The sequence below is a fragment of the Variovorax sp. AC103 genome, from assembly GCF_979254005.1.
The window spans coordinates 1-17752 of record NZ_CEEDFC010000013.1; the positions used below are offsets into that span (position 1 = coordinate 1).

The following is a 17752-nucleotide window of genomic DNA, read 5'->3' on the forward strand; positions in this document are numbered from 1 at the left end:
TTTAATGATACGGCGACCACCGAGATCTACACGTGTGGCGCTTCGTCGGCAGCGTCAGATGTGTATAAGAGACAGGTGCGGGCGGCGGGGTGGGCTCGAAGAGCGGAAAGAACGAGCAGCCCGTTACCAGGGCCAGGGGCATGGAGCAGGCGAGGGCAGCGCGTAGATGCATCGTTGTTGTCGTCCCTTGTCAGAAGAATTCGAAAAAGCCCGAGGAGCCCCACGAGCCCGAGGGGCCCGAAAGCGCCCCGAACGAGCCCGAAGAGTTTCAGAAGCGCTCGTCGGGCGCCAGGTAGCGCCACTGGCCGGGCTGCAGCCCCGCCAGCGGCACGCGTCCGATGCGGATGCGCCGCATCGCCAGGATGCGCAGCTCCACGTTGTCGCAGATGTGCGCAATCTGCCCCGGCTGCGCGCCCTTCAGCGCAAAGCGCAGGCCGGTCTGTTCGTCGCTCTGGCGGCCGATGCTCACGCGGGCGGGCGAGCGCTCCATCCGCGCCAGTGTCTCGGGGCTCACCTGGCCGGCCACGTCCACCATCACCTCGTGTTCGAGGATGCCCGCGTCTTCCTGCAGCTTGCGTTCGATGCGGAACTCCTGCGTGTACGCCACCAGGCCGCTGGCGCCGGTTTCCAGCGGCGTCATGCAGCGCTGCCCCTTGGTGTGCACCGCCAGGAATCGCTGGCCGGCGCGTTCGGGTTCGTGGTGGTTCGCGGCCACCAGCAGGCGGTGTGCGTTGTCGGTCGGCATGCCTGCAGGCTTGTACAGCAGCAATGTGACAGGCACGATGGGCTCGGGCTTCGCACCCGCGGCAATCTCGACCTGCTGGTGCGCCAGCACGCGCGACTGCGGCAGCATCTGCTGCACGCCGTCCACGCGCACCGCGCCGTTCTCGATCAGCAGTTCGGCTTCGCGGCGCGACACGCCGGCCAATGCGGCCACGCGCTTGGCCAGGCGGATGCCTTCGTCGGCGCCGTCGTTTCGGGGGGAGTTCTTGTGGTCGTTCTTGTTCATCAAGTTGCAGTCAGTTGCCGGATGCGCGCCACATGCGCAGCCAGCGAGCGGGCGGCCACCGGCCACATGCGCTCGGGCACATCGTCGTAGGCGATGGGCAGCCATTGTTCGGGCGTGCCGTCGGGCAGCTTGCGCATGGCCGCGGCAATCTTGGCTTCGCGCTTCAGGCGGTGCGCCTTCAGCATGCCGATGGCGGTGCGCGCAACGCCGATCACGTAGCCGTGCGCGGGCAAGATGAATTCGACGTGCCCCGCCTCGCAGGCCGCATCGAGCGTGTCCAGCGAATCGAGGTAGGCCGTCATGTCGCCGTCGGGCGGGTCGACCACCGTGGTGCTGCCGTTGAGGATGTGATCGCCGGAGAACAGCAGGCCGTCTTCCTCGAGCACCAGGCACAGGTGGTTGGCCGCGTGGCCGGGGGTGTGGATCACGCGCAGGGTGTGGGTCGGCGGGTTGCCTTCCGGCGCGGTGCCCGACAGCACCAGCCGCTCGCCGTCCTGCAGTTCGCGCTCGGCGACGAAGCGCGCGGACGAGCGCGCGGTCGGCGCGGACGACAGGCCCAGGATCGGCGGCTTCGTGTCCTTGCACAGCGCCTGCAGCGGCGCCGCGCCCGGCGAGTGGTCGGCATGCGAATGCGTGCACACGATCGTGCGCACATCGCCGTGCGTGGCGCGCCACAGCCGGCCGATGTGGTCGAAGTCGTTCGGGCCCGGGTCGATCACGATGTAGCCCGTGGCCGCATCGCCCACGATGTAGGTGTTGGTGCCAGGCCCGGTCATGGCGCTCGGGTTGGGCGCGGTGAGGCGCATCACGTTCTTCAGCAGCGGCACCGGCTGCTCGCTCTGCCAGTCGAGCGTGTGCAGCATCTGGCCGTCGGGGCACACCAGCGCGAGCTCTCCGAAGGGTTGCTCGTGCTCCATGTAGCGCACGTCCTGGCCTTTCAGCAAGCCGCCGCGCGGGCAGCTGGTCCACAGCGGCCCCTCGCCTGCGCCGCCGGCGCCGCCGGGCGCGCAGGCCGCGAGCACCGAATCGACCGTGGTGTACGCCGCCATGCGCTGCAGCGTGCGCACGGTCGGGAAGATCATGAAGAAGGTGCCTGCCGCATGGCGCGCGAGCGCGTCGGCCGGGCGCACCCAGCAGGGCTCAAACTGTTCGCTTTCGTCGGCCGAGGGCACCTGGCCTTCGGGCATGCGCGCGACCAGGAAGGGCACGTCGAAGCGGCGGGGCAGGTCGCGGTCGGTGATCCAGTGCGCGAAGGTGAACACCTGGTCCGAATCGAGCACCAGGCCGCGTGCCGCGCACTGGTCGGCGAAGGCGGTGCCCGCGGTGTCGTTGCGGTCCATCGCGGCGATGTCGTCGGCGCTCACGGGGCGGCCGTCGGCATGGCGCGCGAGCAGCACGCCCAGCTCTTCGAAGGCCTCGCGAATGGCCGCGATGGCCTGCGTGCGCTGCACGCGGCTTTGCGTGGAGCGGCGCGTGGCGATGCGCTTGGCGGCTTCGTCGGCCGCGTCGATGTGGCCACCGGGAAACACATAGGCGCCGGGTGCGAAGCTGGCGGTGGCCGAGCGGCGCGTCATGAGCACTTCGAAGCCGGCGTCGGTGTCGCGCAGCAGCAGCACGGTGGCGGCTGCGCGCACCGTCGCGGGCTCGCGATGGGGGTGGAGTTGTTGGGTGGGGCGGACCATGGGGAGATTATGGGGAGCGGGCGCGGCAGGTGCTTGAAACGGCAGGCCGCGTGCATAAGCTCATGGGGAAACGGGCATGAGCCGCGCTCCACAATTCGCTCTTTCGCGATTTGCACCGCCTGCTCCGAAGAAAGACTGACATGGCCTATTCTCGTTCCTCTGCTTTTGCCCACTGGGCCCATTGGGCCCGTTGCGCAGGCCTTGCCCGCCGCGCCGTGCTGCTCGCCGCGGCATCGCTCGCTGTGCCGGCTGCCTTCGCCCAGCAAGACTGGCCCCAGCAACCCGTCACGCTGATCATGGGCTTCCCGGCCGGCTCGGGCGTCGACGTGGTGGCCCGCGCCATTCAGGAGCCGCTGTCGAAGCAGCTGGGCCGCCCGGTCATCATCGACTACAAGTCGGGCGCTGCCGGCAACATCGCCAGCGACTACGTGGCCCACGCCAAGCCCGACGGCTACACGCTCGCGTTCGGCACCGCCGCCACGCATGGCAGCAACGCCGCGCTGTACAAGAAGCTGCCCTTCGACGTGGAGGCCGACTTCATCGCGGTGGCGCCGGTGCTCGACGTGTCGAACGTGCTCACCATCAATCCGGACGTGATCAACGTCAAGACCTTGAAGGAATTCGTCGAGCTGGTCAAGGCCAACCCGGGCAAGTACAACTATGCGTCTACAGGCAATGGCGCGGGCACGCACATGGCGTTTGCCGAGTTCAATTCGCGCCTGGGGCTGAGCATGGTGCACGTGCCCTACAAGGGCGGCCCTGAGGCCATCACGTCGGTGGTGCGCGGCGAGACCTGCTGCATCATGAACCAGGTGCAGACGGTGCTGCCGCACTACAAGGCGGGCAAGGTGCGCCTGCTGGGCGTGACCACCGCCACGCCGGTGCCGGCCGTGAAGGAGGTGCCGACCATCGCTTCCAGCGGCCTGCCGGGCACCAAGGGCTTCGACAGCTCGATCTGGTTCGGCATCTTCGCGCCCAAGGGCACCGACCCGCAGATCGTCGACAAGCTCAACGCCGCGGTGAAGGCGGTGCTGGAAACCCCCGAGATCCGCGAGCGCTTCGAGAGCCAGGGCAACACCGTGCGCATCGAGACGCCGGCACAGTTCAAGAAGACCGTGCACGACAACCGGGTGAAGTGGGCCGAGGTCGCCAAGGCGGCGAACATCAGCATCGATTGATTTGCGGCGCCGTTGTTCGGCGCCGGTGCACGGGCCGTCGCCAGGGCTACAGCGTCTTCGTCAGCGTCAGGATGAAGCGCGCCTTGTTGGGCGAGTAGGTCTGGCGGCCGAAAGCGCCGAACCCCAGGTCCACACCGGGGTTGCTCACCGCTAGATAAGCGCTCTGCTTGTTCGCACCTTGCACCGACCCGGCCAAGGACAGGCCGTTGCCGAAGTCGTACGACGCGCCCACGTTGTAGTCCACATAGCTCTTGTAGCCCAGGCTGCGAATGTCGCTCGACATGTTCGTGTAGCCGACCGCCGCCTTCAGTGTGACCTTGGGAAGAATCTCCTTGCTGTACGCCAGGTTCAGGTAACCGGTGTTCGTGCCCTTCAGGCCCGAGCCGGCCTTGTTGCCCGCGTAGCCGAAGTAGTCCTTCGACACCGTGTGCGAGTACTTCAGCGTGAACGAGCCGATGGCCTCGTCGGTGTAGCCCGCGCTGCCGTACAGCTCCGTGGTGTTGCCCGACGAGTTGCCCGGGTAGATGTAGGTGAGCGCGCCCACGTCCATGTCGAACGGGCCGGCCTTGAACTTGTAGCCGCCGTAGATGTCGCTCTCCAGGCTGTTGCCCTTGAGCCAGTTGACGCTCGAATTCCAGTTGCCCACGTAGAAGCCGCTGTCGCCGAAGGCGTAGTCGAAGCCACCCTGTATGGCGGGCTTGAAGGCGCTCGTCTTCGCGTAGTCGTTCTTGCCCAGCATGTCCTGGTCCTGGCCGCGGAACTTGTAGTCGGTGGTGAGCGCCACGTTGCCCGTGAGCTGCGCGTTCGCGAGCATCGGCAGGGCGGCAAGGGTGGGGAGAACGAGCACCGGCAAGGCGATGCGAAGGAGGTGTTTCATCGAAAGAATTCGCTAACGGATGGAGGAGCCGGCAGCGTAGGAGCGAGCGTCTAAAAGCCGCGTAAAAATCGAAGCCTTCGGCGCAAAAGTTTTGCCTCGGGCATCGTCATCGCGATGACGCCGGCCACCACGCACGCCAGCCCGGCCCACGCCGTGGCCGCCAGTGTCTCGCCCAGGAACACCACGCCAATTACCACGCCGATGGGCACGCGCAGGTAAGCCTGCGCAGCGGTGGACATCGGCCCCAGTGTCTTGATGAGCCGGAAGTAGATCGTGAAGGCCAGCGCCGTCGACAGCACCGCCAGCGCCAGCACCGCCAGCATCGATTCGGCCGAAGGAGACAGCGTCCAGGGCCTGTCGATCAGCAGGCTCGCGGGCAGCAGCAGCGCCGCCCCGCTCAGCAGCGAGCCGGCCGCGGGCACCATCGGGTCCAGCCCCTTGAACACGCGGCCGAACATCGCGGCGCAGCCGTAGCAGACGGCGGCCACCACCAGAGCGAGTTGCGCGAGCAGCGAATGCCCGAGCCCGTGCAGCGCCTCGAACCCCACGATCAGGCAGATGCCCGCCAGCCCCGCGCCCACGCCGAACAACCGGCGCAGCGTGGGCTTCTCCGAGCCGCCCACGCCCAGCCCCAGCAGGAAGATGAAGATCGGCGAGGTCGAGTTGAGGATGGTCGCCAGCCCCGCGTCGACGCTGCGTTCGGCCCACGCGATCAGCGTGAACGGCAGCACGCTGTTCAGGCAGGCCTGCAGCACGAAGCGCCGCCATGTGGCAGCGTCCCTGGGCAGGCGCACGCCGCGCATGCGCAGCACCGCGAGCAGCAGCAGGCCAGCGACAAGGGTGCGTGCCGCGATCAGCGTGACCGGCGGAATCGTCGCCACGCCGATCTTGATGAAGGTGTACGAAGCGCCCCAGCAGGTCGCGAGTACCGCGAGCAGCGCCCATTCGAGGGCGGGGGCGTGGGGTTTGCCTGAAGCGGCGGCGGCGGAGGTGGTGTGCATGGTGCGCCGATCTTCGCGAGACCGGCCTGCCGACACTTCGCCGCCGAGCGAAACGTGCAGGCTTCGCCGGCCTTCGAAGATGCAGGCTCCGCCGGCCTTCGAAGATGCAGGCTCCGCCTGCGTGCGAAACCTGAACGCCTCAGTGGCTGTGATCGTACCCGTGGCTGCGTGCCGGCGCACTGCCGTTCAACAGCGCCGCCAGGTCCACCTCCTGCTCGGCCGCCGCGCCGGCAATCACGCGCTGCTCCAGTTCGTCGAGGTGCTCCAGCGCCATCGCGAGGGCCTTGTCCAGCGACTTGCCGGTGAGCGCCTCGATGATCTGTTCATGCTCGCGCGGCGCGCAGCTCGCGGCCTCGGCCGAGTCGTACAGCGCCTTGTACAGCTCGGTGTTCGAAATCAGCCGCTGGATGTACGACAGCAGCTCGTCGCTGCCCGCCATCTGCGCCAGCAGCAGGTGGAAGTCGCCCGCCAGGCGAATCGAGTCTTCGCGCCGCCCTTCCTTGAACGCCTTCTGCTCCGCCTGCACGTGCTTGCGCAGCGCGGCCACCTGCTCGCGCGCGAGCTGCCCGAACAGCGTGGTGATGAGCCCGGCCTCCACGATGCGCCGCGCGCGGTAGATGCCGCGCATGTCCGCTATCGACGGGTTGGGCACGAAGGCGCCGCGGTTGTGCTCCAGCACCAGCCGCTTTTCAGACCCCAGCCGCGCCAGCGCCTTGCGCACCGCGCCGCGCGTGCAGCCCAGCGCCTCGGCCAGGGCGCGCTCGCGCAGTGGCGTGCCGGGGCGCAGCTTGCCGCTCAGCAGGGCCTTGGAGACGGCGGCGTAGACGCGCTCGTCCACGTTCGCGTCGTCGGCGTCCGAGGGCTGCGGCGGTTCGGTGGGGGCGGGTGATTTGCGTGCGGTGGAAGGCATAGGCGTGGCGATTATTGCCCGCGCCCTGTCGCCTCCGGGAAATCCCCCGGATTGACGCAGGCGGCTCGGCTCCGTACCATTCGCCCAGTTTGGTTAACCAAAATAAATATGTATGGTCAACCAAAAAAGAATTCAACTCTCAACCAAACCTGGAATCGAGGCTCCCCGATGAAATCCGTCAAATGGCTGGCCGCGCTGCCCGTCGTCGCTTTTTTCAGCGGCGGGTGGCTCTCGTCCGTCGCGCCCACCTTCGTGCTCGGCATGCCCTTCCTGATGGTGTGGAACGTCAGTTGGCTGGTGCTGACCTCGCTGATCATGGTGGTCATCGACCGCGCCGAAGGTGACATCGACGCACCCGCAGCGGGAGGCACGCAATGAACGCCGCGCTGGCAGTGATTGCGCTGTTCGTCATCGGCGCACTGGGCCTCGCGGTGCTCGCGCGGCGCGGGCGCACCATGAGCCTGGAGCAATGGGCGCTCGGCGGGCGCGGGCTGGGCGCCATCATGGTGTTCCTGCTGATGGCGGGCGAGTCGTTCTCCACCTTCACCTTCCTGGGCGCGAGCGGCTGGTCGTACAGCAAGGGCACGCCCGCCTTCTACATCCTGGCCTACGGCGGGCTGGCCTACCTCATGGCCTTCTGGATGCTGCCGGCCGTGTGGCGCTACGCGACCACGCACAAGCTGGTGTCGTTCTCGGACTTCTTCGCGCACAAGTACAACAGCCGCCCGCTCGGCGTGCTGGTGTCCGTGGTGGCGCTCATGGGCATGGTGGCGCTGCTGACCATCCAGCTGCGCGGCCTGGGCATCATCGTGTCGGAGGCCTCGTACGGCACCATCGCGCCGCAGGTGGCCATCTGGATCGGCACCGTGGTCATGGTGAGCTACATCCTGTTCTCGGGCATCCACGGCTCGGCCAGCATCGCCATCGTGAAAGACGTGCTCATCCTCGCGCTCGCTGTGTTCCTCGGCATCTACCTGCCGTGGCACTACTACGGCGGCGTCACGCCCATGTTCACGGCCATCCATGCCGCCAACCCGAGCTTCTTCGAGTTCCCCAAGGAGGGCCTGAACCTCACCTGGTACAACTCGACCGTGCTGCTCACGGCGCTGGGCTACTACCTGTACCCGTTCAACCTCACCTCGGTGTACGCGGCCAAGAGCGCGAGCGCGGTGCGCCGCAATACCATCCTGATGCCGCTGTACCAGGTGGTCATCGCCTTCCTGTTCCTGGTGGGCTTCGCGGCCATCCTGCAGGTGCCGGGCCTGAAGGGCTCCGAGGTCGACCTGGCCCTGTTCGGCCTGGTGAAGCACACCTTCGACCCGTGGTTCGTCGGCGTCATCGGCGGCACGGGCGTGCTCACGGCGCTGGTGCCGGGCTCCATGATCCTGCTGACCGCATCGACCGTGATCGGCAAGAACGTCTACAAGGAAGGCTTCGCCCACAACGCGACCGACAAGCAGGTGTCGCGCGTGGCACGCGGCGTGCTGCCGCTGTTCGCGCTGGTGGCGGTGTACTTCGTGCTGCGCGGCGGCACCACCATCGTGGCCGTGGCCATCTTCGCGTCCAGCCTGCTCACGCAGCTGTTGCCCTCGCTGCTGTTCAGCCTCATGAAGAAGCCCTTCGGCAACAAGCACGCGGCCTTCGCGGGCATCCTGGCGGGCGGCGCGGTGCTGGGTTTCATGATGACGACGGGCTCGAACCTGGGTACGCTGTTCCCCGCGGCGCCGGTGGTGTTCAAGTCGCTCAACACCGGGCTGGTGGCGCTGGCGACCAATGCGCTGGTGTTCGTGATCGTCGCGCTGTTCACGGCGCGCATCGTGCCGCGCACCGTTTCCGCACAACCGGCCTGATCCGCCGTTCGATGTCCTTGAAAGAACACAACCCATGTCCTCGCTCCTGATCCGCAACGTGCGCCCCATGGGCGGTGCCGCCACCGACGTGCGCGTGCAAGACGGCCGCATCGCCGAGCTGGGCGCGGGGCTGGCCGCACCTGCCGGCGCCACCGTCGAAGACGGGCAGGGCGCCTTGCTGCTGCCCGGCCTGGTCGAAGGCCACACCCACCTCGACAAGACCCTGTGGGGCATGGACTGGTACCGCAACGAGGTCGGAACCAACCTCACCGACAAGATCGACAACGAGCGCGCCTTCCGCCACGCCAGCGGCCACGACGCCGCCGTGCAGTCGCTGGTGCTGGCCAAGGCCTTTCTCGCGCTGGGCACCACGCGGCTGCGCACGCACGTCGACGTCGACACGCAGGCCGGCCTGCGCCACCTCGAAGGCACGCTGCGCACGCGCGAGGCGCTGCGCGAGGTGCAGCAGATACAGGTCGTGGCCTTTCCGCAGTCGGGCCTGCTGGGCCGGCCCGGCACGGCCGAGCTGCTCGATGCGTCGCTCGCCATGGGCGCCGACGTGCTCGGCGGCCTCGACCCCTGCGCCATCGACGGCGACCCGGTGAAGTCGCTCGACGTGCTGTTCGGCATCGCCCACAAGCACCAGCGCCCGCTGGACATCCACCTGCACGAGCCCGGCGCCATGGGCGCGTTTTCGCTCGACCTGATCCTGCAGCGCACCGAGGCGCTGGGCATGCAGGGCCGGGTGGCGATCAGCCACGGCTTCTGCCTGGGCGACGTGAGCGAGCGCGAGCGCGAAGCGTTGCTCGCGCGCATGGCGAAGCTGGGCGTGGTGCTGGTCACCAGCGCGCCGCCTTCGCGCAGCGTGCCGCCGCTCATGGCCTGCCGCCAGGCCGGCGTGACCGTGCTCGGCGGCAACGACGGCATCCGCGACACCTGGTCGCCGTACGGCAACCCCGACATGCTCGAGCGCGCCATGATCATCGGCCTGCGCTACAACCTGCGCCGCGACGACGAGATCGAAGTGGCGCTGGACACCGTCACGCACTCCGGCGCGCGCGGCTGCGGCTTCGAGGCCTACGGGCTGGTGCCCGGCAACCGCGCCGACCTGGTGCTGCTCGACGCGCAGACCGTCGCGCAGGCCGTGGTGTCGCGCCCCGTGCGCCGGCTGGTGGTGTCGGGCGGGCGCATCGTGGCGCGCAACGGTGTGCTGCAGGCGGACGTGGCCGCCTTGTGAGCGCCAGAAGCAGCCGTGATGGCGGCATGGCCTTCGCCGTCGTCATCGTGCTGGTGGCGCTGAACCTGCGCGCCTTTCTCACGTCGAGCAGCCCGCTGCTGGCGGCCATCCGGCAGGCCACGGGCATCAGCTTTCACGCCGTGGCCCTGCTCACGGTGCTGCCGATGTTCGCGATGGGCGCCATGTCGCTGGTCGGCGCGGCCGTGGGCCAGCGCATGGGTGCGCGTGCCGGCATTGCGGCCGGCCTGGCCGCCATCGCTGTCGCCTGCGCGAGCCGCTATGTGGCGGGTGGCGCAGCGGCCTTGCTGTGGAGCGCGGCGCTCGCGGGCGCGGGCGTCGGCCTCGTCCAGGCGCTGATGCCCGGCGTGGTCAAGCAGGCCTACCCGGCGCGCATCGGCGTGATGACGGGCCTGTACTCCGCCGCCATCATGGGCGGCGGCGGGCTCGGCGCCTTGGCCAGTCCGTGGGTGGCGCACGCGTTCGGCGGCGCGCAGCCCGACTGGCACGCGGGCCTGGCCATCTGGGCCCTGCTCGCCACCTTCGCGCTGCTGTACTGGCTGAACATGCGGCGCATGCAGTTCACCGCCGACGCACCGCGACAGAACCTCTCGTGGCTGCGCTGCTTCGGCAACCGCCGCACATGGCTGCTGGCCGTGTGCTTCGGCCTCATCAACGGCGGCTACACCAGCCTGGTCGCATGGCTGCCGCACTTCTATGCCCAGCAGGGCTGGAGCGCGCAGCAGGGCGGCTCGGTGCTCGCGCTGATGACGCTCGCGCAGGTGGTGGCCGCGCTGGCCATGCCGGCCATCGCGCGCAGCCGGGGGCGCGACATGCGGCCCTGGCTGGTGCTCACGCTGCTCGCGCAGCTCGCGGGCTTTGCCGCGCTCACGTTCGAGGCGCCCGTGCCTGCACCGGCCATCGCCGTCGTGCTGGGCTTCGGCCTGGGCGGTGCCTTTGCGCTGTGCATGGTGCTGGCGCTCGACCACCTGGGCGACCCGGCGCAGGCTGGCGCGCTCGCGGGCTTCATGCAGGGCGTGGGCTTCATGATTGCGGCGCTCGCGCCCTTCGTCACCGGCTGGGTGCGCGAGCACACGGGCGGCTTCACGCTCGCATGGGCGTACCTGGCGGTGGTGGTCGTGGTGCTGCTGCCGCTCATGCTGTGCTTCGACCCGCGCCGCTACGCTGCGGCCATGGCCGGGCTCTTCGCACCGCAGGCGCCCCATGCATTGCAACCGCTCAACGCGCTCGACAGCGCAGGAAAGGCCTGACCCCTCATGTACCACCAGCCATTCATGCAGCGCGCGCTGGCCCTCTCGGCCATGGCGTTGACTGAGCCCGGCACCGAGCCCTTCGGCGCCGTCGTCGTGAAGGACGGCGCCATCGTCGGCGAGGGCTTCAACCACTCCGTCGCGCACGCCGACCCCACCTCGCACGGCGAGGTCGAAGCCATTCGCGATGCCTGCCGCAAGCTGGGCACGGTCAGCCTCGCGGGCTGCGAGCTGTACACCTCGTGCGAGCCCTGCGCCATGTGCGTGGCGGCCATGCACATCGCGGGCATCGGCAAGCTGTACTACGCGGCGTCGCTCGCGCAGTCGGGCGAGGCGTTCGAGGGCGTGAGCGTGGCGGCGCGCCATCCGATCGATGTCGAGGTGCTGCGCATCGAAGCGGGTGCCGCGCTGGAAGGCCGCAGCTTGCCTGCCGAGCAGAAGCTGGCTGCGGAGGCGGTGCAGATTCTTTCGGACTGGGCGGCCACGCGCCGCGCTCGCCCGGCAGGCTGACCCGGCGGCTGCGGCCCCGCGTGTGATTCAATCGCCCGAAAAACTTCGGGAGATCCTGGTGAAGCGATTGTTCTTGGCTGCGTTCCTGCTCGGCGTCTGCATGGCCGCATCGGCCCAGACGGCCTGGCCCAGCTACATCGGCGATCTTCCGCGCGCCGTGTCAGAAAGTGCCGTGGCGGCCGAGTTGCCGCCGCAGGTGGCCGCGCTGGCCGAGGACACCACCGCGCCGGCCGAGGTCGCGCAGTGGAGCGGCATCTGGCGCGGCTGGGCCTGTCGCGGCGCGGGTTGCGACGTCAAGATCGCCATTCGCGACCTCTCCGCCACGGGCGCGACGGTCACCTATGTGGCTGCGAGCCCGCTGCAGACGGTGGTCGACGAAGCCCCCGGCCGCTTCGAGAAAGACGAACTCCACGTCCGGCTGAAGACGGGCGCCAAGCTCGTGCTGCGCCTGCGCAAGGACGGCGACATGGAAATGGGCGTGTGGCGGCCGGAGTCGCAGCTGCTGTCCGTGGGCGTGCTGTCGCGGCGCCCGCCTGCCTATGTGCGCCGCGTCGAATGGCTGGACACCCCGTTCACCGAGAACGGCAAGCCCGTGCGCCTCGAGATGGTCGTGCACCGGCCCGAAGGCGACGGACCCTTTCCCACCCTGGTCATGAACCACGGATCGACCGGCATGGGCAATCGCCCGGAATGGTTCGGGTTGACGTGGGTCAGCCCCGAGGTGAGCGCGTTCTTTGTCGCGCGCGGCTGGCAGGTCGTCTATCCGCAGCGCCGCGGCCGGGGTCACTCGGAAGGGTTGTACGACGAGGGCTTCGAAGCAGACCGCTCGCGCTATTCATGCCAGGCCGCGCTGTCGCTGCCCGGTTTCGACCGCGCGCTGGCAGACATGCAGGTGGCCATGGCGCACATCCGGCAGCGCAGCGATGTGGACGCCCGGCGCGTCGTCATCGGCGGCGTGTCGCGCGGCGGGATTCTCGCGACGGCCTATGCAGGGCTGCATCCGCAAGAGGTGGTGGGGGCGATCAACTTCGTCGGCGGCTGGATCGGCGCCGGATGCCCGGACGCGGTCAAGGTGAACGGCGAACTGTTCAAGCGCGGCGCCGCTTTCCCCGGGACTACGCTCTGGCTCTATGGAGAGGCAGACCCGTACTACCCCATCGCGCACAGCCGGGGCAACTTCAATGCATTCCAGTCGGCCGGCGGGCAAGGGACGTTCGAGGTGTTGGTGCCGCCGAAGGGGCTGGACGGCCACGGCACCTACACCGTGCAGCGGCTCTGGGGCGGGTTTGTCGATGCGTACCTGGGGTCGATCCGCTGAAGGACCCGGAGCCCTTTGTCGGGCTTGTCCGCCACGCCATGCGCGGCCACGGCTGACACGGCGGCGCTGAAGCCGGTGCAACCATCGAGGCTGATTTCAACAACTGGAGGACCCGCTCAATGAACAAAGCCCTGATCGCCATCGCCACGTCGCTCACCCTGCTTGCAGCCGGCACCGCCAGCGCCCAGATTGGCAAGGCCGCCTCCGAAGCGACCGACGCCGCCCAGCACAAGATCGATGAAAAGCAGGCCGACAGCAAGGCCAAGAAGAGCGGTCCCGTCGGCAAGGCCGTGAACAACGTCAAGTCGGGTTATCACAAGAACCGCTCGAAGGCCTCGGCCGACAAGGCCAAGCAGTCGCTGAAGAACGCCGGCTGAGCTTCGGCCTCTTCCTGACCTGACCTGAAAGGCATGCTGCCTCGCGCAGCATGCCTTTTGCCGTTGCGCCTCAGGGTGTTCGATGTGAATGGGTATGGCGATGGCCTGCATGCAGGCGCCAGATAATCCCAGCTCCAACACCCGAGGACACCATGAGCGCCCCTGCGACCCTCGCCACCTTGCTGCTGGCCGCCTCCTCGTTCCTGGCGTCGCAGGCATTTGCGCAAGCACCTGCGGCGCGCAACAGCTACGCCGGCCCGCTGTTCGACACCCACCTGCACTACAACCAGGAAGCCTGGGACGGCAACACCGGGCCGTACCCGCCCGCCGAGGCCCTGGCGCGCATGCAGCGCAACCACGTGAAGGCCATCGTCGCCAACTCGCGCCCCAACGCGGGCACGCAGACCCTGGCCGCATCGAAGGAGGCACGCGCCGCCGGCGTGGCCGTGGTGCCCTTCGTGCGCCTGTACCGCAACCGCGACGACTACAGCAACTGGTTCCGCGACGACACCATCTACGACATGGTGCAGGCCGAGCTCGCCCGCGGCACCCCGAGCGGGCCGTACCGCGGCCTGGGCGAGTTCCACCTGTACGACAGCGCCAATGCCAACGGCCCCGTGGCCAAGAAGCTCATCGCGCTGGCCGAGCGCCAGCAGCTCGCGGTGCTCGCGCACGTCGACGACGAGGCCATCGACCTGCTGATGGCCAACGCGCCGTCGAAGGGCCGCAACCTGCGCCTCATCTGGGCCCACACCGGCATCGGCGGCGCGCCCATCGAGCGTGTGCAGGCGCTGCTGGAGCGCTACCCGCTGCTGATGGGCGAGCTGTCTTACCGCCCCGGGCTCACCTGCGATGGCGGCACGCTGTGCCCCGAGTGGCGCGCGCTCATCCTCAAGTACCCCGAGCGCTTTCTGGTCGGCTCCGACACCTGGGTCAACCAGCGCTGGAGCGCCTACGACGAGATCATGCGCGGCTACCGCGTGTGGCTGGGCGACCTGCCGCCCGACGTGGCGCAGCGCATTGCCTGGGGCAACGCGGCTGCGCTGTTCGACCTGCGCTGAGCGGGGCTGCTACCGCTCGGCATTGCGGTTCGCGCTTTCCCGCGCGCGAACCACGGTTGTCGTTTCGCCGGCATAGCCCCAGTTGTCGGTGTCGATATCGTCGATCACCACATGCGTGAGCTCGGGCTTCTTGCCCAGCACGCGCTGCAGCGTGTCGGTAATTTCCGCGATCACGGTGGCCTTCTGTTCGCGCGTGACACCGTCGCGCGTGATGCGTACGTTGACGTAGGGCATGGTGGTCTCCTTGCGCTCGGGTTCAGAAGTTGCCGGCCGCCGCGGCGCCGTCGACCGCCAGCACCGCGCCGCTGGTGAAGCCCGCGTTCACCAGGTAGAGCACCGCATCGGCAATTTCGTCGACCGTGCCCAGGCGACCGGTGGGCTGCAGCGTCTTCAGGAACGCGTGCGACTCGGCCGGGTGCATCGGGCTGTCGATGATGCCGGGCGCCACCGCGTTCACGCGCACGCCGTGCGGCGCCAGTTCGAGCGCCAGCGCACGCGTGGCGGCGTTCAGCCCGCCCTTGAGCAGCACCGCCATGAAGGCCGGTACGTTGCTGCGCGGCTGCAGCGCGATCGACGCCGTGATGTTCACGATGGCGCCCGAGCCGCGCGCCACCATCTGCCGCGCCGCCGCTTGCGACGCGAAGATGGTGCCCTTCACGTTGATGGCGATCTGCTCTTCGATTTCCTCGGGCGTGAAGTCGATGAAGGGCTTGGGCAGGAACACGCCCGCGTTGTTGACCAGCGCATCGACAGCCCCGAAGCGCGCCACGGCATGGTCGACCAGCGCCTGCGCGGTGCGCGGGTCGGCAATGTCGCCGGCCACGCCGGCAAAGCGGTCGCCGGCGTTCAGCTGGCGCGCGGCCTCCTGCAGCCGCGCGTCGCTGCGCGCATTGCCGACCACGTTCCAGCCGTCGGCGAGCAGGCGGCGGGCGATGGCGAAGCCGATGCCGCTGCTGGCGCCGGTGACGACGGCGGTCTGGCCGCCCTTGGGGTTCTGTGCAGTCATGATGAGTTTCCTTCCGATTAGCGGGCCGCGACATGCGGCGCCGTCGTGGAAGGAAGTGTGGATTCAGCCGCGCAAAGAGTGAATGCCCGACGTTCGGCAAACACTCTTCCGTGCAGCGAGCGAATCAGCCGCGCCGCGGCTTGGAAACCGTCTTGGTCCTGGCCTTCGGCACAGCCTTGGCCTTGGGCGCACAAGCCTCGCTCCACGCCGCGAAGCCCGCGCGCAGCTTGGGCAACGCAAAGTCGACGAAGGCCCGCACCTTGGGCACCGACAGCCGCCCGTGCGGCGACACCAGGTGCACCGGCAGCGGCGGCGCCTCGTCGCCGGCCAGGATGATGCGCAGCCGACCTTCCGCCACCTCGTCGGCCACGTGGTACGAGAACGAGCGCAGCACGCCGCGCCCTTCGGCCGCCGAGGCCACCGCCGCGCGCAGGCTGTTGACGACGAAGCGCGGCGCGAACTGCACCGTGCGCGGCATGGTGGAGCCCGCTTGCGGCGTGAAGCTCCACGAGTCGATGCCGAAGTGCGTCATGGCCACCACCTGGTGCTGCGCCAGGTCCGCCGGCTGTTCGATGCGCGGGTGCCGCGCCAGGTAGCGCGGCGACGCCGTCACCACGCGGCGCACCTCGCCCACCGGCAGTGCCACCAGCGTGGAGTCGGCCAGGTGCGCAATGCGCAGCGCCACGTCGATGCCCTCGTCGATCAGGTTGGCCGGCCGGTCGAGCAGGTGCAGGCGCACCGACACGGTGGGGTGCGCGTTCATGAACTCGTCGAGGATGGGCCGCAGCAGCGCCTCGCCGACCGCCACCGCCGCCGTTACCGTCAGCCGGCCGCGCGGGGCCGAGCGTTCGCCTGCGGCGGCGATGTCGGCTTCTTCCAGGTCGGTGAGAATGCGCCGGCACGCCACCGCATAGCGCTCGCCTGCGTCGCTCAGGCGAATGGAGCGCGTCGTGCGGTGCAGCAGCTCGGCGCCCACATGCGTTTCAAGAAACGCGATGGCGCGGCTCACCGCGGCGGGCGACTTGCCCAATTTGCGTCCCGCGCCGGCCAGGCTGCCTTCGGCCAGCGCTGCGACGAAGACCTTCATGGCGTCGATGCGGTCCACGATTCTTCCTTGTTCCGAAATACTGAATGCCCAAGCATAGGGATTCACTCGCAGGGCGGCAATCCATAGCATCGAAGCATCGATTCACTGGAGAGCTTCCATGGCCGCAGGCCCGCGCATTGCCGCCGCCGATACGGTGACTGTCCCGCACCAGCTGCATCGCGCCGCGCCGCCGTGGCGCGCCATCCTCGCGGGCTTTTGCGCCACGCTGGTGGGGCTGGGGCTGGCGCGCTTCGGCTACACGCCCTTGCTGCCGGCCATCATCGAGGCGCACTGGTTCAATGCCTCGGCCGCCACTTACCTCGGCGCGGCCAACCTCGTGGGCTACCTGCTGGGCGCGTTGCTCGGCGGGCCCATGTCGGCGCGCTGGCCGGTGCGCACCGTGCTGCGCGCCATGATGCTGGCCACGGCCGCCTCGCTGCTCGCCTGCGCATGGCCCATCGACTTTGCATGGTTCTTCGGCTGGCGCGTGGTCTCGGGCATTGCCGGCGGCGCGCTGATGGTGCTGGCCGCGCCCACCGTGCTTGCGCACGTCACGCCGCAGCAGCGCGGGCTGGCCAGCGGCATGGTGTTCGCGGGCATCGGTCTGGGCATTGCGGCTTCCGGCACGCTGGTGCCCTTGCTGCTGCGCCAGGGCCTTTCGGCGACCTGGGTCGGGCTGGCCGTGCTTGCGCTGCTGCTCACGGTGGTCGCGTGGCACGGCTGGCCTGCGTCGGAGGCGGCGCTTGTTGCCCCTGCCGCGCGTGCGGCACATGTGCCTGTCTCGCGCCCGCCTGTCGCCAAGGGCGCGCTGCGCACGCTGACGATCTCTTATGCGCTGAACGCGGTGGGCCTCGTGCCGCACATGATCTTTCTGGTCGACTTTGTCGCGCGCGGCCTCGGGCAGGGGCTGGCGGTCGGCGCGCAGTACTGGGTGGTGTTCGGGCTGGGGGCCATCGTGGGCCCGGTGCTCAGCGGCTACCTGGCCGACCGCGTCGGCTTCGGCGCCGCGCTGCGCATTGCGTTCGGCGTGCAGGCGGTGGCGCTCGCGCTGCCTGCGCTGGGGCTCATCGGCCACGGCGGGCTCATCGTTTCCAGCGCGGTTGTCGGCGCCTTCACGCCGGGCATCGTGCCGCTGGTGCTGGGCCGCGTGCAGGAGCTGCTGGCGCACCATCCGTCGCTGCAGAAGGCGGCCTGGAGCCGCGCGACCACCGGCTTTGCCGTGCTGCAGGCCAGCGCGGCCTACGGCATGTCGTGGCTGCTCGGGCATTCGGGTGGTAACCATGCGTTGCTCTTCTCACTGGGCGCGGGCGCCCTCGTGTTGGCACTGCTTACAGACCTTGTTGCCGGCAGGCTGCACCGCGTGCGGTGAATCGGCGTGCCG

The 17752-nt window shown here is 69.0% G+C and carries 18 protein-coding genes; 10 read left to right on the forward strand and 8 right to left on the reverse strand.

From position 1 onward, the window contains the following. Positions 1 to 268: 268 nt before the first annotated feature. Positions 269 to 1009: an RNA pseudouridine synthase gene (locus AC0IYU_RS19205; protein ID WP_472120138.1), complete on the reverse strand. Its 741-nt coding sequence runs from the start codon at positions 1007 to 1009 to the stop codon at positions 269 to 271. Next, a complete protein-coding gene (locus AC0IYU_RS19210; RefSeq protein WP_472120140.1) occupies positions 1009 to 2691 on the reverse strand; it encodes an MBL fold metallo-hydrolase in 1683 nt (560 codons plus the stop codon). Before AC0IYU_RS19210 ends, AC0IYU_RS19205 begins: the two co-directional genes overlap by 1 nt. 140 nt (positions 2692 to 2831) lie before the next feature. Here AC0IYU_RS19210 and AC0IYU_RS19215 point away from each other — a divergent pair, with 140 nt between their 5' ends. Beyond that, entirely contained in the window at positions 2832 to 3869 is a 1038-nt protein-coding gene (locus tag AC0IYU_RS19215) for a Bug family tripartite tricarboxylate transporter substrate binding protein (RefSeq protein ID WP_472120142.1), read from the forward strand. Between the two features lie 46 nt (positions 3870 to 3915). On the opposite strand, the gene AC0IYU_RS19220 is transcribed toward AC0IYU_RS19215, so the two are convergent. The 3 genes from AC0IYU_RS19220 to AC0IYU_RS19230 form a co-directional block, all read right to left on the reverse strand. After that, positions 3916 to 4746, reverse strand: coding sequence for a TorF family putative porin (locus AC0IYU_RS19220; protein WP_472120144.1), 831 nt, complete (start codon positions 4744 to 4746; stop codon positions 3916 to 3918). Between the two features lie 50 nt (positions 4747 to 4796). Beyond that, complete coding sequence (locus tag AC0IYU_RS19225) at positions 4797 to 5747, reverse strand: DMT family transporter (RefSeq protein ID WP_472120146.1); 951 nt, start codon at positions 5745 to 5747, stop codon at positions 4797 to 4799. Positions 5748 to 5886: 139 nt separating this feature from the next. Next, positions 5887 to 6657 (reverse strand): GntR family transcriptional regulator, encoded by a 771-nt coding sequence (locus tag AC0IYU_RS19230; RefSeq protein WP_472120148.1) that lies wholly within the window; start codon positions 6655 to 6657, stop codon positions 5887 to 5889. A gap of 168 nt (positions 6658 to 6825) precedes the next feature. On the opposite strand from AC0IYU_RS19230, the gene AC0IYU_RS19235 reads away from it, so the two are divergent. The 8 genes from AC0IYU_RS19235 (at position 6826) to AC0IYU_RS19270 (ending at position 14278) form a co-directional block, all read left to right on the forward strand. Continuing rightward, complete coding sequence (locus AC0IYU_RS19235; RefSeq protein WP_435438020.1) at positions 6826 to 7035, forward strand: DUF3311 domain-containing protein; 210 nt, start codon at positions 6826 to 6828, stop codon at positions 7033 to 7035. Next, the gene (locus AC0IYU_RS19240; RefSeq protein ID WP_472120150.1) at positions 7032 to 8507 is read left to right on the forward strand and encodes a sodium:solute symporter family protein; all 1476 of its coding nucleotides are present in this window, start codon (positions 7032 to 7034) and stop codon (positions 8505 to 8507) included. Before AC0IYU_RS19235 ends, AC0IYU_RS19240 begins: the two co-directional genes overlap by 4 nt. Before the next feature lie 34 nt (positions 8508 to 8541). Further along, a complete protein-coding gene (locus tag AC0IYU_RS19245; protein WP_472120152.1) occupies positions 8542 to 9744 on the forward strand; it encodes an amidohydrolase family protein in 1203 nt (400 codons plus the stop codon). Between the two features lie 26 nt (positions 9745 to 9770). Further along, positions 9771 to 11012, forward strand: coding sequence for a cyanate transporter (locus tag AC0IYU_RS19250; RefSeq protein ID WP_472120154.1), 1242 nt, complete (start codon positions 9771 to 9773; stop codon positions 11010 to 11012). Between the two features lie 6 nt (positions 11013 to 11018). Beyond that, positions 11019 to 11522 (forward strand): nucleoside deaminase, encoded by a 504-nt coding sequence (locus AC0IYU_RS19255; RefSeq protein ID WP_472120156.1) that lies wholly within the window; start codon positions 11019 to 11021, stop codon positions 11520 to 11522. Between the two features lie 58 nt (positions 11523 to 11580). After that, the gene (locus AC0IYU_RS19260; RefSeq protein WP_472120158.1) at positions 11581 to 12840 is read left to right on the forward strand and encodes an alpha/beta hydrolase family protein; all 1260 of its coding nucleotides are present in this window, start codon (positions 11581 to 11583) and stop codon (positions 12838 to 12840) included. Positions 12841 to 12959: 119 nt separating this feature from the next. Continuing rightward, positions 12960 to 13217: a hypothetical protein gene (locus tag AC0IYU_RS19265; RefSeq protein WP_116910600.1), complete on the forward strand. Its 258-nt coding sequence runs from the start codon at positions 12960 to 12962 to the stop codon at positions 13215 to 13217. A 152-nt stretch (positions 13218 to 13369) separates the two neighbouring features. After that, positions 13370 to 14278 (forward strand): amidohydrolase family protein, encoded by a 909-nt coding sequence (locus AC0IYU_RS19270; RefSeq protein ID WP_472120160.1) that lies wholly within the window; start codon positions 13370 to 13372, stop codon positions 14276 to 14278. 9 nt (positions 14279 to 14287) lie between these two features. Here the strand turns inward: AC0IYU_RS19270 and AC0IYU_RS19275 are convergent, their stop codons facing one another. The 3 genes from AC0IYU_RS19275 to AC0IYU_RS19285 all read right to left on the reverse strand — a co-directional run bounded on the left by AC0IYU_RS19275 (position 14288) and on the right by AC0IYU_RS19285 (position 16389). Continuing rightward, entirely contained in the window at positions 14288 to 14512 is a 225-nt protein-coding gene (locus tag AC0IYU_RS19275; RefSeq protein WP_472120162.1) for a tautomerase family protein, read from the reverse strand. 22 nt (positions 14513 to 14534) lie between these two features. Further along, the gene (locus AC0IYU_RS19280) at positions 14535 to 15284 is read right to left on the reverse strand and encodes an SDR family NAD(P)-dependent oxidoreductase (RefSeq protein WP_435486261.1); all 750 of its coding nucleotides are present in this window, start codon (positions 15282 to 15284) and stop codon (positions 14535 to 14537) included. Positions 15285 to 15408: 124 nt separating this feature from the next. Beyond that, positions 15409 to 16389, reverse strand: a complete 981-nt coding sequence (locus AC0IYU_RS19285; RefSeq protein WP_472120164.1) for a LysR family transcriptional regulator — start codon at positions 16387 to 16389, stop codon at positions 15409 to 15411. A 100-nt stretch (positions 16390 to 16489) separates the two neighbouring features. On the opposite strand from AC0IYU_RS19285, the gene AC0IYU_RS19290 reads away from it, so the two are divergent. Continuing rightward, on the forward strand, positions 16490 to 17740 hold the full coding sequence (locus AC0IYU_RS19290) for a YbfB/YjiJ family MFS transporter (protein ID WP_472120166.1): 1251 nt from the start codon (positions 16490 to 16492) through the stop codon (positions 17738 to 17740). Positions 17741 to 17752 lie beyond the last annotated feature (12 nt).

Coding starts and splice junctions, on each gene's coding strand:
- AC0IYU_RS19205 (WP_472120138.1), bottom strand. CDS start 1,009: ATGAACAAGAACGACCACAAGAACTCCCCCCGAAACGACGGCGCCGAC.
- AC0IYU_RS19210 (WP_472120140.1), bottom strand. CDS start 2,691: ATGGTCCGCCCCACCCAACAACTCCACCCCCATCGCGAGCCCGCGACG.
- AC0IYU_RS19215 (WP_472120142.1), top strand. CDS start 2,832: ATGGCCTATTCTCGTTCCTCTGCTTTTGCCCACTGGGCCCATTGGGCC.
- AC0IYU_RS19220 (WP_472120144.1), bottom strand. CDS start 4,746: ATGAAACACCTCCTTCGCATCGCCTTGCCGGTGCTCGTTCTCCCCACC.
- AC0IYU_RS19225 (WP_472120146.1), bottom strand. CDS start 5,747: ATGCACACCACCTCCGCCGCCGCCGCTTCAGGCAAACCCCACGCCCCC.
- AC0IYU_RS19230 (WP_472120148.1), bottom strand. CDS start 6,657: ATGCCTTCCACCGCACGCAAATCACCCGCCCCCACCGAACCGCCGCAG.
- AC0IYU_RS19235 (WP_435438020.1), top strand. CDS start 6,826: ATGAAATCCGTCAAATGGCTGGCCGCGCTGCCCGTCGTCGCTTTTTTC.
- AC0IYU_RS19240 (WP_472120150.1), top strand. CDS start 7,032: ATGAACGCCGCGCTGGCAGTGATTGCGCTGTTCGTCATCGGCGCACTG.
- AC0IYU_RS19245 (WP_472120152.1), top strand. CDS start 8,542: ATGTCCTCGCTCCTGATCCGCAACGTGCGCCCCATGGGCGGTGCCGCC.
- AC0IYU_RS19250 (WP_472120154.1), top strand. CDS start 9,771: ATGGCCTTCGCCGTCGTCATCGTGCTGGTGGCGCTGAACCTGCGCGCC.
- AC0IYU_RS19255 (WP_472120156.1), top strand. CDS start 11,019: ATGTACCACCAGCCATTCATGCAGCGCGCGCTGGCCCTCTCGGCCATG.
- AC0IYU_RS19265 (WP_116910600.1), top strand. CDS start 12,960: ATGAACAAAGCCCTGATCGCCATCGCCACGTCGCTCACCCTGCTTGCA.
- AC0IYU_RS19270 (WP_472120160.1), top strand. CDS start 13,370: ATGAGCGCCCCTGCGACCCTCGCCACCTTGCTGCTGGCCGCCTCCTCG.
- AC0IYU_RS19275 (WP_472120162.1), bottom strand. CDS start 14,512: ATGCCCTACGTCAACGTACGCATCACGCGCGACGGTGTCACGCGCGAA.
- AC0IYU_RS19280 (WP_435486261.1), bottom strand. CDS start 15,284: ATGACTGCACAGAACCCCAAGGGCGGCCAGACCGCCGTCGTCACCGGC.
- AC0IYU_RS19290 (WP_472120166.1), top strand. CDS start 16,490: ATGGCCGCAGGCCCGCGCATTGCCGCCGCCGATACGGTGACTGTCCCG.